At 40.4% G+C, this 15,567-nt stretch carries 14 protein-coding genes, 1 tRNA gene and 1 pseudogene; 7 read left to right on the forward strand and 9 right to left on the reverse strand.

The features are described from left to right. The first annotated feature begins 3 nt into the window (after positions 1-3). The 3 genes from CWB62_RS17450 (at position 4) to CWB62_RS17460 (ending at position 2,379) form a co-directional block, all read left to right on the forward strand. Positions 4-80, forward strand: a tRNA-Asp gene (locus CWB62_RS17450). Between the two features lie 596 nt (positions 81-676). Beyond that, the gene (locus tag CWB62_RS17455) at positions 677-1,267 is read left to right on the forward strand and encodes an ATP-binding cassette domain-containing protein (protein WP_138530774.1); all 591 of its coding nucleotides are present in this window, start codon (positions 677-679) and stop codon (positions 1,265-1,267) included. Further along, a complete protein-coding gene (locus CWB62_RS17460) occupies positions 1,264-2,379 on the forward strand; it encodes a DUF6136 family protein (RefSeq protein WP_138530776.1) in 1,116 nt (371 codons plus the stop codon). Before CWB62_RS17455 ends, CWB62_RS17460 begins: the two co-directional genes overlap by 4 nt. On the opposite strand, the gene fadE is transcribed toward CWB62_RS17460, so the two are convergent. After that, positions 2,380-4,836 (reverse strand): acyl-CoA dehydrogenase FadE, encoded by a 2,457-nt coding sequence (gene fadE / locus CWB62_RS17465; protein ID WP_138530778.1) that lies wholly within the window; start codon positions 4,834-4,836, stop codon positions 2,380-2,382. Positions 4,837-5,140: 304 nt separating this feature from the next. Between fadE and CWB62_RS17470 the strand changes: the two genes are divergently transcribed. Then, positions 5,141-5,905, forward strand: coding sequence for a class II glutamine amidotransferase (locus CWB62_RS17470; RefSeq protein WP_058405638.1), 765 nt, complete (start codon positions 5,141-5,143; stop codon positions 5,903-5,905). A gap of 28 nt (positions 5,906-5,933) precedes the next feature. On the opposite strand, the gene CWB62_RS17475 is transcribed toward CWB62_RS17470, so the two are convergent. The 5 genes from CWB62_RS17475 to cmoA all read right to left on the reverse strand — a co-directional run bounded on the left by CWB62_RS17475 (position 5,934) and on the right by cmoA (position 10,278). Continuing rightward, positions 5,934-6,662: a DUF3108 domain-containing protein gene (locus CWB62_RS17475; RefSeq protein WP_138530780.1), complete on the reverse strand. Its 729-nt coding sequence runs from the start codon at positions 6,660-6,662 to the stop codon at positions 5,934-5,936. Between the two features lie 16 nt (positions 6,663-6,678). Next, a complete protein-coding gene (gene purN, locus CWB62_RS17480) occupies positions 6,679-7,326 on the reverse strand; it encodes a phosphoribosylglycinamide formyltransferase (RefSeq protein WP_138530782.1) in 648 nt (215 codons plus the stop codon). Beyond that, on the reverse strand, positions 7,326-8,378 hold the full coding sequence (gene purM, locus CWB62_RS17485; protein WP_006794042.1) for a phosphoribosylformylglycinamidine cyclo-ligase: 1,053 nt from the start codon (positions 8,376-8,378) through the stop codon (positions 7,326-7,328). Before purM ends, purN begins: the two co-directional genes overlap by 1 nt. Positions 8,379-8,570: 192 nt before the next feature. Beyond that, a complete protein-coding gene (cmoB, locus tag CWB62_RS17490; protein WP_138530784.1) occupies positions 8,571-9,539 on the reverse strand; it encodes a tRNA 5-methoxyuridine(34)/uridine 5-oxyacetic acid(34) synthase CmoB in 969 nt (322 codons plus the stop codon). Between the two features lie 13 nt (positions 9,540-9,552). After that, positions 9,553-10,278: a carboxy-S-adenosyl-L-methionine synthase CmoA gene (cmoA, locus tag CWB62_RS17495; protein ID WP_058552814.1), complete on the reverse strand. Its 726-nt coding sequence runs from the start codon at positions 10,276-10,278 to the stop codon at positions 9,553-9,555. A gap of 116 nt (positions 10,279-10,394) precedes the next feature. Here cmoA and CWB62_RS17500 point away from each other — a divergent pair, with 116 nt between their 5' ends. Continuing rightward, positions 10,395-11,081, forward strand: coding sequence for a DUF3334 family protein (locus CWB62_RS17500; RefSeq protein ID WP_006794039.1), 687 nt, complete (start codon positions 10,395-10,397; stop codon positions 11,079-11,081). Positions 11,082-11,286: 205 nt separating this feature from the next. Here the strand turns inward: CWB62_RS17500 and CWB62_RS17505 are convergent, their stop codons facing one another. After that, on the reverse strand, positions 11,287-11,784 hold the full coding sequence (locus CWB62_RS17505) for a M48 metallopeptidase family protein (protein ID WP_058405632.1): 498 nt from the start codon (positions 11,782-11,784) through the stop codon (positions 11,287-11,289). A 29-nt stretch (positions 11,785-11,813) separates the two neighbouring features. Continuing rightward, positions 11,814-12,662: a DUF72 domain-containing protein gene (locus tag CWB62_RS17510; protein ID WP_138530429.1), complete on the reverse strand. Its 849-nt coding sequence runs from the start codon at positions 12,660-12,662 to the stop codon at positions 11,814-11,816. Positions 12,663-12,910: 248 nt separating this feature from the next. Here CWB62_RS17510 and aspS point away from each other — a divergent pair, with 248 nt between their 5' ends. After that, entirely contained in the window at positions 12,911-14,689 is a 1,779-nt protein-coding gene (gene aspS / locus CWB62_RS17515) for an aspartate--tRNA ligase (RefSeq protein WP_058405630.1), read from the forward strand. A gap of 115 nt (positions 14,690-14,804) precedes the next feature. Continuing rightward, a pseudogene (locus CWB62_RS18980) lies at positions 14,805-15,034 on the forward strand (hypothetical protein). Positions 15,035-15,130: 96 nt separating this feature from the next. Here the strand turns inward: CWB62_RS18980 and CWB62_RS17525 are convergent. After that, complete coding sequence (locus CWB62_RS17525) at positions 15,131-15,454, reverse strand: hypothetical protein (RefSeq protein ID WP_058405628.1); 324 nt, start codon at positions 15,452-15,454, stop codon at positions 15,131-15,133. Between the last annotated feature and the right edge of the window lie 113 nt (positions 15,455-15,567).

Below are 15,567 nucleotides of genomic sequence, written 5' to 3' on the forward strand. Positions count from 1 at the left end.
TGCGGAGTGGTAGTTCAGTTGGTTAGAATACCGGCCTGTCACGCCGGGGGTCGCGGGTTCGAGTCCCGTCCACTCCGCCACTTGTTATTTACTCAATAACAAGGTTATAAGCATAATTTAGTTCTCACCAAAAGCATTTTTAGTATTTTAAAATTATCAATACTACCAAGCTATTAGATAAATAATTATTTTCATTCATTTTTTGTGTTTTAAATAATACTTTTAAATATACACATGTATTTGCCTTGAATAGGCTTATAACGTCACTGTAGATGCTATTTTTCGTTATCAGATAAAACCCACGACCTAAATTTTTTACCGCCACAGGTTGCCTCAGAGCTAATTAAGTTGTTTTATATAAATCCGCAATAATACTTAATCATTTTGTGGGGCTAAGCGTGTCGCTACCTTGTTAAAAAATTCTCTTTTACGACAGCATGGTTGCAGAAGGTAGAGCAATGCAGGAGCAATTACCAAGAGCAACTAAATAGCGAATTTTTTGTCTGACTATTAACACGTTTTCCAGCCTCAAAATAGATCATCTAATTAAGCGAGTTGGTATTAGTTTATTTATAAAAATGAGTAAGTACTTCTAGCTACAGCAGTAATCAAATCAATAAGTTTGCCTCTTTACTTTGTCGGCTTATAATAAAACCTTAGCTTAAAGGGATATTTTATGATTGAAGTCATTGGCTTAAATAAGCAGTTTTTCAACAATGTAGTTTTCAAAAATTATAATCAGGTTTTTTCAGATCAAAAACTCTGTATAGAAGCGCCTAATGGCCATGGTAAAACTACATTACTTATGATGCTAGCAGGGCTTGATAAACCACAAAGTGGCTCATTTTTATTTGCCGGCAGTACTTTAAGTGAGCCTACAAAAACAGTAGCGATTGCCAGTGACCGAATTACGTTACCTGATTTTTTAACAGCTAAGCAAATCATTGATTTGTCTGTTCGCACAGTCGATTGCCAGTGGCCACATGAATTAGTTAAAGGGTTTAGCTTTACTGAATTTTTAAATACTCGATTTAGTGCCTTGTCTTCGGGCAATCAAAAAAAGTGTCAGCTTATTTTAGCGCTAATGCGAGAGTCATCTTACTTATTTCTTGATGAGCCAAGTGCTGCACTTGATCAAATGAGTATTCAGTACCTTTTAAACTTACTCGATGTTTATTTGATTGATAAGCCGAATGGGCAAATTATTATTACTTGTCATGAGCCTGCAGTGTTTACCACACATGGTTTCAGATGTGTGCCGTTATGAGTTTTGTGAGCGTAAAAAGCAGGCTTGAGCAGTACCATGCGTTTATAAGCTATCGGTACTTAGCGTACACGCTTGAGCTTAAGCAGCTGCTAGTGCAGCTAAAGAGCTTTGGTTTGATATTTTTAGTGGTGTTGGGTTCATCCATTTTGGGCTTGGTGCTGTTGCTCTTTTTAGGTTTAGGGAAAATTATAGACAGTACAGATGCGCCTTTAAGTGGTGCTCAAATGGCGCTGTTTTATTTGTTATTGCAAAGCGTGATGTTAAGCGCAATGAAACCGGCAATTAAGAATAGCAATCAACGGTTATTTCAGCGCACAATCGCTCGTCCAAGCTGGTTAAATTTAGCAGATATAAAATTGCTACTTATTAGCAATGGCTGGCTTATAGCGAGTCTGCTGGTAGCACTTGATTTAACCTTAGAACAGTGGATAAAAGTACCGCACTTTATCGTTTTTATATGCCTTCAGTTAGGTTTAGGCATTGCCTGTTTATACAAACCTAGTGCACTCGTTTATGGATTTGTTTTTAGCACTTTATTTTTATTAACTTCTGTTGAGTTATCACCGCTTATTTATCATCTGGGTTTTGCAATTATCTTTTTCTTTAGCATTTTTATACCGGTAATTAATATAAATAGGATGGTGAGTGTGCGGTCTTTGTTTGGTTTTTGGTTTTGTTACTTCATAAACCATAGCTGGACGTTGGTATGGCGTATATCGTTACTTTTATGTGTATTTATGGCATCGGCTGCTTTATTAGAAAAGCGTCCAGATCTTGTAAATATACTAGACACTGTGGCAATTGCTTTTATTGTACTTTTTAGCAGCTCATTACAATTTGATTGCACGAAGGTTTATGAACAATACCGCTTGTTTTTCAAAATGACTCATAAGGCGCGAGCGTTTAATATCAGCCAGTTTATACCCAGTATACTGTTGCTTTTAGGAGCCTTTATAACCTATAGCATTACGTTTGAGAGGTTAAACAGTATGTTACTAAGCTTGGGTTTTATGTGGTGTTTATTGCAGGTTTATTTTGCGCAAAAAAAACCAGCGCATTATGCGCTGGTTTGGATTATTTCTACCGTTGGGCTGCTTGCTTTACTAAATTAGTTAAGCAGCATCCACTTTTGTAATAACACTATCTCGAGCTGCTTTGCCTGCAAGCAAATCAGCAGGGTCAAAGTCATCTACGTTAATTACGTCTAAACGAGCCTGTTCTACAGCGGCTAACTTATCCGCTTCGGCTTGGCTTAAAATACCCGCTTCAAGACCCATTTGCGCTACTTTATCAAGTTGGAAGAACGGTAGTTTCACACCTTTCTCTTTACATACTCTTTCAAATAAAGGCTCAACTTCTAGCACGTCTTTCAGCGTTTGCTCCTGACGGCCTACAAGGTTAAGTGGCTCATTTGTTAAGTAAACATAACTTGCTAAGCGGTTACGCGTTTCGCTAGGCACTTGTAAGATTTGAGCTAGTTTATGCTCTAACTTATCAGTAGGCTTGCGCACCGGGCGACCAAACGGGAACAATAACACTTTCAATACGCCACGAAGTGGTGCAGAAGGCATGTTGTTAATCAAGTCAGCAAGCGCACGTTGACAGTGGTAAAGGTGATCCTGACAGCTCCATTGAACTAGCGCAAAATCTTCTTTCTTACGGCCTTCGTCGTTGTAACGTTTAAGCGTTGCAGATACTAAGTATAGGTAGCTTAATAAATCACCTAAACGTGCAGAAATACGCTCTTTACGTTTAAGAGAGCCGCCAAATACAGCCATGCTAATATCTGACATAAGTGCTAAAGAAGCACTAAAGCGCGACGCTATACGGTAAAACTCAGCTGTTTCGTCATGGTAAGGCACACTTGTAAAGCGAGCACCTGTAAGGGCAAGCCACTTAGTACGCACTAGGTTCGACATAGTAAAGCCAATATGACCCATTAGCGCTTTATCAAATACGTTAAGCGCTTCTTCGCGGTCTTCAATTTCGCACGCACCTAGCTCGGTTAGTACAAATGGATGACAGCGAATGGCACCCTGGCCGTAAATAATCATATTACGGGTCAGGATGTTTGCACCTTCAACGGTGATGGCAATAGGTGCACCTTGATAGCCACGGCCTAAATAGTTATTTGGACCAAGCATGATCCCTTTACCGCCAAGAACGTCCATTGCATGGATTGTTGCATCGCGCATTTGTTCGGTTAAGTGGTATTTAATAATCGCTGATACAACAGATGGTTTTTCACCTAAATCAACCGCACCAGTCGACATACTTACTGCGGCGTCTGAACTGTATGCGTAACCGGCTAGTTTAGCCATTGATTCTTCAACACCTTCCATTTTACCAATTGGCAAACGGAACTGACGACGAATACGGCTGTATGCACCCGTAGCGGTTGCAATCATTTTAATGCCGCCGGCAGAGTTAGACGGTAATGTAATTGCACGGCCTACCGATAAACACTCAACTAGCATGCGCCAGCCTTGGCCAGCCATATCAGGGCCACCAATAATGTAATCAAGAGGTACAAAAATGTCTTTACCGCGAGTAGGACCATTTTGGAATGGTACGTTAAGCGGGAAGTGACGACGACCAATCTCTACTCCAGGAGTATCTGTTGGGATCAACGCACAGGTAATACCTGGCTCTTTCACATCACTTAATAAGCCATCTGGATCTTGTAATTTAAATGCAAGCCCAAGTACCGTAGCTACAGGCGCAAGCGTGATATAGCGCTTATTCCACGTTAGGCTTATACCTACAACTTCTTCACCGTTCCATTGTCCTTTACACACAACACCGTAATCAGGAATTGAACTTGCGTCAGAGCCTGCTTCTGGTGATGTTAATGCAAAACATGGAATTTCTTGGCCGCTAGCTAAGCGCGGTAAGTAATGGTCTTTTTGCTCTTTTGTACCATAGTGTTGTAATAATTCACCTGGACCTAATGAGTTTGGAACACCAACAATTGACGAAAGTAATGTTGATTTACTCGTTAGTTTTTGAAGTACACAAGACTGAGCAAACGCAGAAAACTCTAAACCGCCGTATTCTTTTTTAATGATCATGGCAAAGAATTTATTATCTTTGAGGTATTGCCATACATCTTGCGGTAAATCAGTTAGCTCGTGTGTTGCTTCCCAATCATCTAGCATGCTACATACTACTTCAACAGGGCCGTCTATAAAGGCTTGCTCTTCAATAGTAAGTTTAGGCACAGGGTATTGATGTAGCTTTTTCCAATCTGGGTTACCGCAAAATAAATCAGCTTCCCACCAAGTTGTACCCGCATCGATGGCTGACTTTTCAGTGTCAGACATGCTCGGTGTTACTTTTTTGAATACCGTAAAGATAGGTTTGATGATGTATTGCTGGCGAATACCAGTAACTGAAAGAGGCACTGCGATGACCAAAAAGATCAACCAGCTAATTAAACCAAAAGCACCCGCAAAGGTACCAATTAATAACGTTGCAGCAGAAACACCAAGTGCTGTGTTCCAACTCGCTCTGTGGTAAATCGCAGTGCACAGCAGTACGATTAAACCGAGTGTAAATATGAGTGTCATTTTAATTCCTTAATAGAGGTCAGACCACCTCATTTAGAGTAGCGCTAGTCAGCTCAAGTTTCAAGTAAATTAGTGTGTAAAATTATAGTAAAAAGTCAGAAGTTTTGCTTTACAAAATACCTTTTAAGGGGACGGATAGTGCTTTTTGCCATACACATTATGTTTTTTATTAATTCAGAGCGTTAAAAATTTATAATTCAGGTAGCCATAATGATTTTTTTAAGTAAATATGCAACTAATCTAGAAAATTTTTTTTGTAAAATGTACTGCTATTTATCCGTACTTTTTAAGGGCTTTTTTATAAATGTGTGAATTACTTGGCATGTCAGCCAATGTACCTACTGATATCTGTTTTAGTTTTTCTGGTCTTTTGGAGCGAGGCGGTAATACAGGTCCACATAAAGATGGCTGGGGTATTACTTTTTATGAAGGTAAGGGCTGTAGAACATTTAAAGATCCTGAGCCCAGCTATAAATCTGAAATTGCTAAGCTTGTTAAAGCTTATCCTATAAAAAGCGTTTCGGTTATCAGCCATATACGCCAAGGTAATCGAGGTCGGGTATGCCTTGAAAATACTCATCCGTTTACGCGTGAGCTGTGGGGGCGCGAAATAACCTATGCACACAATGGCCAGCTTTCTAATTATCACGATTTAAAACCCGAATATTATCGCCCAGTGGGCAACACCGACAGTGAACTCGCTTTTTGTTGGTTGCTGGATAAAATTCGTGAAAAATACCCAAAGCGACCTTCTAACATGGCGTCAGTATTTAGATACGCAGCAAAGCTTTCGCATACGTTACGTGAAAAAGGTGTATTTAATATGCTGTTGACCGATGGTGTATTTGTTTTAGCGTATTGCACAAATAACTTACATTACATAACGCGCCGTGCGCCATTTGGCAAAGCTACATTAATTGATGCTGATATGGTGGTTGATTTTCAAAAAGAGACAACCCCAAACGATGTGGTCACTGTCATTGCAACAAGGCCGCTTACAAACGATGAACGTTGGAAAAAAATGGAGCCAGGAGAGTTTTCGTTATTTAAAATGGGTGAGCTTATATAGCCCACCTATTTTACAAATAAACTTTCAGTTAATTAGCTTGAAGGTTTTTAGTGTGGTCAACCGTTGCAGTTGGGGCAGTCACAGTAAATGAATTCATTTGAACTTCAAATTGTTCAGTGCCTTTTTTACCTTTCCACATGCGCACAAGCATGTAATCCATCTCAGGTGCAAACCAAGCGAGGGCTTGTCGTTTGTCGGTATCGTATAAGCGTTTAACTTTAATTGCCTCAATGTTACCTATAGGCAAAGAAATCATTTCTGTACCAACAACCTCGAAATTATATTCCCGACACTTACCTTTTTTATCAATAAGCGGAAAAGAGAAGTTAGTTTGACCTTTTTTTAACCCCTCACGAACCTGAACTTGGTACGAAATTGCGTCTTGATAATTATCATGCCATTGACAGTTTAGAGGGTATTCGCTTTGATTACTCATTACTTTTTGCGCTTTGAAGTCAAAATCTAGCTTATAATCTTCATCAGGCAAAGTCCCTTCACTTTTTTGATAATAATGTGATGGTATTATCTTTTGTTCTTTGTAAGTAAAAGTTGAGGACTCTTCTCGCACATCAGTAAAAATCATCCAGTCAATATCACTGGAATATTTTATTCTGTATGTGTTTTCATCGATTTTTTTAAGAGTACGAATAGCTTTACCATGATTACTGCCTTTACGCAAAATATCATACTTGGCTTCGTATTGAGTCAATTCGCCTGCAATAAGGCTTGTTGGAAGTAAAGCGCCCGCACATAGCATTAGGGCACTTATTTTTTTATTGTGGGTAGTGCGCGCCCTGTGCAGGAAGTTGTTTTTTGTCAAGAACCGCATAATCTGCTTCCATAGTAAGTCTTTGTTCACTGAACCATTTGACCACCAAAGGATAAATTATATGCTCTTGTTCGTGCACGCGTTTTGCTAATGTGTCTGCTGTATCATCCTTGAGTACAGGTATTTGTGCTTGAAGAATAACCGGACCACCGTCTAATTCTTCAGTTACAAAGTGAACACTTACGCCATGAACATCGTCTTTTGCATCAATTGCTCTTTGGTGGGTATTCAGCCCCTGGTACTTAGGCAACAAAGATGGATGAATGTTCAACATTTTTCCAATATATTTTTGCACTAAGCTAGGTGTAAGAATACGCATAAACCCAGCTAATACAACTAGATTTGGTTCAAAAGAGTCGATAACGTTCATTAACTGCGCATCGTAGGCCTCGCGCGAGTCAAAATCTTTATGACTAAGGACTTGCGTTGCAATGCCTGCATTTTTAGCACGCTCTAGGCCATACGCGTCTGCTTTATTACTGATAACAGCCGCAATATGTCCGTTTATCTCGCCACGTTCACAGGCATCTATAATGGCTTGTAAATTAGAGCCACTGCCTGAAATTAAAACTACTAGACGAGTGGGTGCCATTACTTAGCACCACCTACAATATCTACTTGCTCTTCGCCTGGTGCCGCATCTTGGATTTCGCCAAGGTGCCAAGCGTTTTCACCTAAATCTTTAAGCATAGTTAAGCTTTGCTCAAGTTTATCGGCAGGAACAACCAAAACCATGCCTACACCACAGTTAAATGTGCGGTACATCTCATGCGTAGTAATATTACCGTTTTCTTGTAACCAGTTAAAAACACTTGGCCACTGCCAGCTATCGCCTTTAACCACCGCCTTAGCAGATGCAGGTAGTACGCGTGGAATGTTTTCCCAAAAGCCACCACCCGTAATATGCGAAAGGGCATGTACGTCAACGTGCTTAAATAACTCAAGTAACGGTTTAACGTAAATACGTGTAGGCTCTAATAAATGCTCGCCTAGTGTTTTACCGTCTATAACTTGATTAGTGTCGGCGTTTGATACTTCAAGTACTTTACGAATTAAAGAAAAACCGTTTGAATGAGGGCCGCTAGATGCAAGCGCAATAAGCTGATCGCCTGCAGCTACTTTAGTGCCATCAATAATTTTAGATTTTTCAACCACACCAGTACAAAAACCTGCCATGTCGTAGTCTTCACCATCATACATACCTGGCATTTCTGCTGTTTCGCCACCAATTAGGGCACAACCTGAAATTTCACACCCTTTACCAATACCGGTTACTACGTCTGCTGCTGTGTCTATGTCTAGTTTACCTGTAGCATAGTAATCTAGAAAAAACAGGGGTTCAGCACCTTGAACAATTAAATCGTTTACACACATAGCAACTAAGTCAATACCTACGGTATCGTGCTTTTTAAGGTCAATTGCCATACGCAATTTAGTACCTACACCATCAGTACCCGCTACTAATACTGGTTGTTTATAACCTTCAGGAATTTCGCACAGTGCGCCAAAACCACCAATTCCGCCCATCACTTCAGGACGACGGGTTTTTTTAACTACGCCTTTAATACGCTCAACAAGTGCATTACCAGCGTCGATATCTACGCCCGCGTCTTTATAGCTAAGAGACTGTTTTTGTTCGCTCACAGGTTTTCCTCAAAATAGTTGTTTTGGGTTGCTTAGAAACGCGCGTATTTTACAACAATTGCACCTGCGCGGCTAGCGTAAATATAGCTTTGAAATAATTAACAAGGACACTTGTCCGCTAGTTGCTGTATTAGTAAACAAAAAAGCGCCCAACGGCGCTTTTTAATAACAAAATAAAACTTAATATTGTAATTAGGCTTTAGCTGTGAGTATTGCTCTGAGTGGGGCAGGGTAACCTTCAATGGTTTTACTTGTATCGTTTGGGTCTAAAAAGTCGACTAACGATTCGTTTTCCATCCAATCAGTTTTACGTTGCTCGTCGAGCGTGGTAATTGCGCAATCTTTTATTTGTACATCTTTAAAACCAACGCGCTCCATCCACAGTTTTAATGCAGCAGTGCTTGGAATAAACCATACATTGCGCATTTTTGCGTAGCGGTCGGTAGGCACGAGTACCGTGTTTTCGTCGCCTTCAATTACTAGCGTTTCAAGCACCAATTCGCCACCCGGGCGAAGCTGGGCTTTCAATTGTGCTAGAAAGTCGATAGGTGAGCGACGGTGATAAAGCACCCCCATCGAAAATACCGTATCAAAGGCTTTAAGTTCTGGTAGGGCTTCAACACCTAGCGGAAGTAAATGTACGTTCTCGTCTGGGTTATAATGTTTAATAGCCTGAAACTGACATAAAAATAAGTCAGATGGATCAATACCGACTACAAACTCAGCGCCTTCTCCGCGCATGCGCCACAAGTGATATCCCGAGCCACAACCAATATCTAACACGGTACGGCCTTTTAACGGCTCAATATGAGGAAGGAGCCTGTCCCACTTCCAATCACTGCGCCATTCGGTGTTTATTTCAATACCGTGCACACTAAATGGGCCTTTGCGCCAAGGCATCATGCGTTTTAATAAATGTGCAGCTTGCTTTTGCTCGCCTTCGCTCATCTCCCCTGGTGCGCCAATTTCTACTTTAGTGGCGATATCAACGTGAGTTGTTTTTACTACTGGTAAATTTTTAAGTACTTTTTGCCATTTTGGTAAATCACCATGGCTTGCCTCTAACTGCCAATGTTTTAATTGAGCGGGTAGAGTTTCTAGCCAGTGGCTAAGTGAGCTTTGTGCAATAGCAGCGTAAAATTGATTAAACCATTGAGACATAAATTACTCTTTATTATTTAATTGCTACCATTGAGCAAAAATTAAAACATTGGTACCACACTTGTGTTTGGCTAAAGCCAATATCACTTAACCTGTTAAGGTGCGTGCTGAGTGTATCGGGGCGCATTACGTTTTCTATTGCGGTACGTTTTTGACTTATTTCAAGCTCAGAGTAGCCATTATGACGTTTAAAGTCGTGATGCAAATCAATCAATAAATTATCGCATTGCTCGTTTTCAGCTTTAATTTTTTCGCTTAGTAGTAACACACCGCCAGGCTTTAAATTAGCGTATATTTTTTCAATAACAGCTTGGCGCTGCGCATGAGGGATAAACTGCAGTGTAAAGTTCATTGCCACAACCGATGCATTTTTGATATCAAGCTCGTTAATATCCCCTAAAGTAACGGTTACAGGTACCTCAGATTTAAAACCCTGTAAATGCAGTTTGCAACGCTCAACCATGGCTTGTGAGTTATCCACTGCAATAATATGGCAATTATCGGTGCGAATATTACGGCGCATACTCAGCGTTACTGCACCAAGCGAGCAGCCTAAGTCATACAAGTTAGAATTACTTTGTGCATATTGTCCCGCTAATTTGCCCATAGTGCTAACAATAGTGGCATAGCCAGGCACAGAGCGCTGAATCATATCGGGGAATACTTCAACCACATTTTGGTCAAAGCTAAAATCTTTTACTTGTTGCTCAGAGGCGTAAATACTGTCTTTTATGGTCACGAAGGCAGTCTCTTTAAAAATAATAAGGTTATTTTAACATTTTATGCTGGATAGTCAGTGATAAATTCAGTAGGTTGGCTAGAATTATGAATAATAAGTACAAAAGAGAACGTTAAATGAGCAAAAGTAAAGTTATTAGCACCGACGATATACTAGCAACACTTTGTCACTCAGTGACAGGGGTACTTTCATCAGCAAGTGGTAACGAAATAAGTTACTCAGCCATGGTGCAAAAAATAACACGCACCTGCATGCGACCAGATATTGGTTGCTTTGTATTATTTGATGGCGGATTTACAGGGCTTGTTGTTACCAACTTCACATCGCAAGCAGCAATGGAAATATACGGCGACTACATGCGTAACATGGGTATGCCGGAAGAAGAAATTGCACACAGTCACTTGTCAGACGATGTTTCAAACGTAATGGGCGAGTTAATGAACCAAATTGTAGGCGACTTTACCTCTAAAGTGCGCGAACAACTGCATACCTCTATTACACAAAATCAGCCGAAAATGATGGCAATTAATAAGCAAGTGCAAATTTCGGTCGATACCACAATGGATCGCCCACAAGCGCGCCGCGTTACTTTTACTACCCGCAATCAAAATATTTTCTACTTAGAACTGGCAATGGATAAAACTGAGTTTATTAAACTACACGACTTTGACATTATTGAAGCCATTGACCCAGACGACATTATCGAAAACGAAGCTAAGCAAAAAGCTGAGAAAGCGCAGGCTAAAAAAGAGCCCGTGCAAGACGATGCAGATGATGACTTTATGGCTGAACTAGGGCTGTAACACCTTAAAGTTAACAGTTTCTAGCTATCAGCTGAAAAGTTATTCAAAAAACGCGATTTGATATCGCGTTTTTATTTATGAATACTTTGATAATTGATTAGGTTGTATTTATATTTTAGGCTGACCGCTGACCGCTGACCGCTGACCGCTGACCGCTGACCGCTGACCGCTGACCGCTGACTGCTGACCGCTGACTGCTGACCGCTCATGTATACGGGTTCTCTCCCATCGCTACCACTACACAAAATATCCGTAAATCCAGCTCCAATTGGTGATAACTCGGCTCCATGTGGCAGCACAGTTTATAAAAGCTTTTATTGTGATCTTTTTCTTTAAAGTGTGCGAGCTCGTGTACAACTAAGGCTTTTAATAATGGCTCGGGGGCACGTAGTAAATCGCTGTTTATGGCTAAATCGTGTTTACGGGTTTTGCCTTGCATACGATAGGTGTGCGTACCCAATGCGTTGGTGACCATGTCGCCTTGTTTTTTAAATGCTGCGCGGCCAAATGGTGGGGCGTTTTTTAAATACTGTTTTTTTAAATCAGTGGCGTAGCTATAAAGTAGTTTATCGGTGGTTATGGTGTGCGCTTGCGGGTACTTTTTAAGTAAGTAGTCACAAACCTTGTTGTTACTAATTAGACTTAATACTTGTTCAACAATATTTGTAGGGTAGCCTGTAAAGTAACGGGCGTATTCACTCATTTTTATGTCTCTATATTCTTGTTTTATTTTTAAAAAAGGGCATGTTGCTGCGCTTCTTTCTCGCCGCTAAACGGATTAAGTACACTATGGTTATACCCAAGATCTTTACAAAATTGGCGTGCAAGTAATGGCGACTCACGATTATCAGCAGTATGAAAAAACACATAAGGGGATTTACCCTCATCAAGCCATTGTTTTACTTTACTAAGCCACGGCTTGTAAAAGGTTTGGTAGTCGTTTTGTAAATCAGCAATCACAAACCGTGCCATAGGCTCTGACCCCGTGGCAATTGCATGCACCGGCAAGTGAGGTTTTTTTTGCTGCGCATCTATTAACGCTTCGGTGGTTGGCTTTACTGCAAAAAGCGCTCGCGTATCCATAGAAATACGATTTATGTTGTTTGCCATTAATAACTGATTAAACGCTATTTCGGCTTCACCTTTTTTAAAAAAATCAGCATGGCGTACTTCTACACCATAGGTAAGCTCTTTAGGCAGTAAGCTAATAAAGTGTGCCAATTTGGATAAATCGTTTGGGCCAAATGCTTTGGGTAATTGCAGCATTATTTGCCCTGTTTTTTCAAGTAAAGGAGCAAATAGGGTTAGCCAATCGGTAAGCTCTTTTTGCACATTGGTCAGCTGTAGTTCGTGGCTAAAACGACGATGAAATTTAAAGGTAAATTTAAAATCGTCAGGTACGCTTTGTGCCCAGCGCAAAGCAGTACTGGGTGATGGGTCGGCGTAAAAACTGGTGTTACCTTCTACCGAATTAAAATGCTGCGCGTATTGGCTTAGCATGTCGGCGTTTTTACATTGGCTTGAAAATAAATTGCCCTTCCATGCAGTGCTAGACCACTGAGGGCATCCAATATATAACATAAAAAATAGCTAATAAATTACATCGTGGCGCCAGTGTAGCAAATACCAACAGTGCCTGCTTTAAATTAACACCAACACACCAAACACGCCTAGCATCTTCAACCTACTTGGGTATAATGCAGGGCTTAATTTGAATATTCTTAGATTGCTTACGGCTTTATTTGAAGTGTGGTGGCTCTTTTTTAAATTATGCGCCTATAAAAACAAATAATTTTTACCGTTGAAGCCTTTTATCTGACAGGAAAACTATGCGCTCTATATACTGCGGACAGCTAAATAAAACTCACGTAGATCAAGAAGTTGAACTATGTGGCTGGATCAACAAACGACGTGACCTTGGTGGACTTATCTTTGTCGATTTACGCGATAGAGAAGGTTTAGTACAAGTTGTATTCGATCCAGAAGTTGAAGGACTAATGGATACAGCGAACAAGCTTCGTCAAGAATTTTGTGTTCAGTTAAAAGGGGTTGTACGTGCTCGCCCAGAAAGCCAAGTAAATAAAGACATGGCAACTGGCGAAGTAGAAATTTTAGGCACCGAGCTTACAATTATTAACCGTTCAGAGCCTTTACCGCTTGACTTTAACCAAACAAACTCTGAAGAGCGTCGTTTAAAGTACCGCTATTTAGACCTTCGTCGCTTAGAGATGAGTGACCGTATTAAATTACGCGCTAAAGCTAGCAGCTTTGTTCGCCGCTTTTTAGATGAAAACGGCTTTTTAGACATTGAAACACCGGTGCTTACAAAAGCAACGCCAGAAGGCGCGCGTGATTATTTAGTACCAAGTCGTGTCCACAAAGGTAGTTTTTACGCTTTACCGCAATCGCCACAGTTGTTTAAGCAATTGTTGATGATGTCGGGTTTTGACCGCTACTACCAAATTGTTAAATGTTTCCGTGATGAAGATTTACGTGCCGATCGCCAGCCTGAATTTACGCAAATAGATTTAGAAACCTCGTTTATGAGCTCGGATCAAGTACGTGGTATGACTGAAAAAATGATCCGTGAGATGTGGCAATCATTACTAAACGTTGATTTAGGCGACTTCCCAATTATGCCTTACAGCGAGGCAATGAGCCTTTACGGTTCTGATAAGCCAGATTTACGTAACCCAATGAAATTAGTTGATGTTGCAGATTTAGTAAAAGATGTAGAGTTTAACGTTTTTTCAGGCCCAGCTAATGACGAAAAAGGCCGCGTAGCTGTATTAACAGTACCAGGTGGCGCTAAGCTTTCGCGTAAGCAACTTGACGATTACACTAAATTTATTGGTATTTATGGCGCTAAAGGCATGGCGTGGATGAAAGTAAACGACCGTGATGCGGGCGTTGAAGGCGTGCAATCGCCAATTGCTAAGTTTTTAAACGAAGAGGTAATTACCCAGTTACTTGCGCGTACTAACGCACAAACGGGCGATATTATTTTATTCGGTGCAGATAAGCGCAACACAGTAAATGAAGCAATGGGCGCGCTTCGCCTTAAAATTGGTGTTGATTTAGAAATCACTAACCTTAACAGTTGGGCACCACTTTGGGTTGTTGATTTCCCAATGTTTGAAGAAGACGATGAAGGTACGCTTCACGCAGTACACCATCCGTTCACAGCACCAAAAGATATTAGTGCAAGTGAGCTTGAAGCAAACCCAGCAGCGGCTATTTCAGATGCCTACGATATGGTATTAAACGGCTACGAAGTAGGTGGTGGTTCGGTACGTATTCATAATGCAGATATGCAAGAAGCCGCATTTAGAATTTTAGGTATTGAGGCACAAGAGCAGCAAGATAAGTTTGGCTTTTTACTTGATGCCCTTAAATACGGCACACCACCACATGCTGGTTTAGCATTTGGCCTTGACCGTTTAGTTATGCTTTTATGCGGAACAGATAACATTCGTGACGTTATTGCTTTCCCTAAAACTACACAAGCGTCTTGTTTATTAACAAACGCACCTAGCAAAGCGAATAGTGATTCGTTAACTGAACTGGCAATCAGTGTGGTAGAAAAAGCAGCCCCTAGCGAAGAGTAATTTGCGCTGAGTTTAAAGCGTTGAATTTAAAAACCCTTAAGTTGTTTGCTTAAGGGTTTTTTTGTGGTTAAATTTAGCGCAGATTGTAATTTAACCACTATAAAAAGGAATTTCCATGTCAATTAATGTCACTTTTTTTGCGAGTTTTTAGCTTTTCTTATTGTGCTGTGTATCCCTGTTTTTGCTGTAATTAGCTACAAAATAGGTAAGCGAAAAAGCACCAGCCCCGGTGTTTTAGCCATTGTAGGCGGGTGCTTAGGATTGTTTCCACTATTCGGGCTAATTTATATTGCGGTACTTGCGCTTAGAAAAGATTTACCAGAGAGAGGCGACTATAGCCATTGATAATTGTGAAGAGGAAAGGGTTAAGTATAAAGGTTAGCTAAAACAAAAGAAGCAAAGGCGATACCTAAGCTTCTAAACGTTACATGCGTTGTTTAATTATCGGCTAGGGCCATTTTTATTGCGTGCACTGGCTAGTTGCCTAGCAATCGCTAGTAACGCCGGTGAAATATCGTCAGCGCCATTTTTAATTAAAGCAGTAACATCACCCGATGAAAACAGTCCATCACGCGGTGATTTAATTCCTAATTCACGAACAAAGTCCTTTGTTTTACCTGTACTGCCGGTTTCAATAAACTTAAATATAATGCGTTCATTGTTGTTTTTAGCGGGGGTTTTTAATGTGCTAATTTCATCATTAATTAAGGTTAACTTTTCTTCTAGAATTTCAATGCGCTGTTCAATGGTGCTGTATGATTTCATGTGTCGGATCTTTCACTGAGTATATTGGAACAATTGCGCCTATTATCGCACAATTTTGCGGATGCGGCTGTTAGTCTTTTTCAACATTTATTAATCTGCAGTTTAAATGTAAT

Origin of the sequence: Pseudoalteromonas sp. S408 (genome assembly GCF_005886645.1) — a bacterium.
Taxonomy (GTDB): Bacteria; Pseudomonadota; Gammaproteobacteria; order Enterobacterales; family Alteromonadaceae; genus Pseudoalteromonas.